Below are 1,482 nucleotides of genomic sequence, written 5' to 3' on the forward strand. Positions count from 1 at the left end.
GACACCGTCGGCGCCATGCGCCACGAACTCACCAAAGCCGTGAACACGTACAATTCATACCGGCCTCATCGCGCCTTGAACGGCCTCACTCCGCTCGAGTACCTTCAGGACGCTCCCAAAGAGCCTTCTCCAGAGTCTCAGGCAGCCTGAACCCATACACCCATAAGAGTCTCAGGCAGCCTGAACCCATACACCCATACAATAGGGGCTTGCATTCCCCCGCGCGTGCTGCTACTTACCCACGCCTCGCTTGAGGGGCAGGCGCGGTCCTCGTCACGACACGGGGGCGTCAGTCGGTTCGTACACATTAGAGCGTGTTGCGTGATTTTGGACTCACCCAAAACGCTCTACGTTTTTGTTTTTAAAGCAAATCGTCGTCGCGATCCGGTTCGGATCGCTTGGGATTTGCTCTAGCGGGCGCATAGCTCAGTTGGTAGAGCAGCTGACTCTTAATCAGCGGGTCCAAGGTTCGAGTCCTTGTGCGCCCACCAATTAAATCAGGACGTTAAGGGGCAGATAGGTAGACCTATCTGCCCCTTTTTTCCAAACTTTTCCCGACCGTTTGCCAAACTTGGGGCCGTTTGTTCACGGCTTGTCCTCTGGCTTGCCACCTTCAAGCAGGTCCATTCCCGCCCGGGCGCGGCGCCGTTTGTCGGCCGTGCGGGTGTACCGCTGCACCATGGACACCTGCTTGTGGCCGGTGATTGCCGCGATGGTGCGGTCATCGGCGCCGGCGTCCGCCAGCCGCGTCGCGAGGCCGTGCCGCAGACCATGGAACGTCAGGCCCTGGCCGATGCGGCCCTCGGCCTCCAGCTTGCGGATCAGGCGAAAGAACAGCGTCCGGAAGCCATCGCCGCTGTACGGCCGCCGGTCGCGCGCGCCGGCGACGATCACCGTGGCGCGGTGTTCGGCCTGCTCCAGGATCGCGGCGAGGTCCCGATGCACGGGGATCCAAACCTCTTCGCCGGTCTTTGACTGCCGGCACCGGAGCCAACCGTCCTCGATCGCGGACCATGGCAACGCCAGAACATCGCCCTGGCGAAGGCCGGTATAGGCCCCCAGCGCCACGGCCTCACGCACGCCCGTCTGTGCCGTCGCAAGAACGGTGGCCAGCTCGTCGTCCGTCCACGGGCGGTTCGCGGCGGGCTTGTCACGCGGCCGCTTGATGCGCGGCACCTTCTCGGCCGGATTGGACCCCGTGACGTAGCCGTAGGGCCGCCCCCAGTTCCACACGAGCGAAATCACGGCGAGAACCAGATTCGCTTGCCGCCAGCCATGGCGGTCGTGCGTCGCGTCGCGCAGGCGCATGACGGACGGGCTATCGATCCGATCCAAGGGAACCGGGTCCATCCCCTTCCCGGGGCGCTCCGGGTTGGGCTCCGCCAGATAGAGTAATCCGAGATCAAGTTGGGCCATAGCCGGAATGCCGCATATAGCTGCTGCACTCTGTTGGCATAACTTTGTCGAGCGCTTCTTTCAGGG

General features: G+C 63.0%; 2 protein-coding genes and 1 tRNA gene. 2 read left to right on the forward strand and 1 reads right to left on the reverse strand.

The features are described 5' to 3' along the window. Nucleotides 1-15: 15 nt before the first annotated feature. Together GGD89_RS20755 and GGD89_RS19580 are read left to right on the forward strand one after the other, a co-directional pair. Nucleotides 16-150 (forward strand): hypothetical protein, encoded by a 135-nt coding sequence (locus GGD89_RS20755; RefSeq protein ID WP_425503063.1) that lies wholly within the window; start codon nucleotides 16-18, stop codon nucleotides 148-150. 265 nt (nucleotides 151-415) lie between these two features. Beyond that, nucleotides 416-491 (forward strand) — tRNA-Lys (locus tag GGD89_RS19580). Nucleotides 492-585: 94 nt separating this feature from the next. On the opposite strand, the gene GGD89_RS19585 is transcribed toward GGD89_RS19580, so the two are convergent. Beyond that, nucleotides 586-1,308 (reverse strand): tyrosine-type recombinase/integrase, encoded by a 723-nt coding sequence (locus GGD89_RS19585; protein ID WP_184049223.1) that lies wholly within the window; start codon nucleotides 1,306-1,308, stop codon nucleotides 586-588. Between the last annotated feature and the right edge of the window lie 174 nt (nucleotides 1,309-1,482).

The organism is Roseospira visakhapatnamensis (assembly GCF_014197915.1).
GTDB lineage: Bacteria > Pseudomonadota > Alphaproteobacteria > Rhodospirillales > Rhodospirillaceae > Rhodospira > Rhodospira visakhapatnamensis.

Excerpts from the sequence above, each read along its gene's own strand:
- GGD89_RS20755 (WP_425503063.1), top strand. The coding sequence starts at position 16 with ATGCGCCACGAACTCACCAAAGCCGTGAACACGTACAATTCATACCGG.
- GGD89_RS19585 (WP_184049223.1), bottom strand. The coding sequence starts at position 1,308 with ATGCGCCTGCGCGACGCGACGCACGACCGCCATGGCTGGCGGCAAGCG.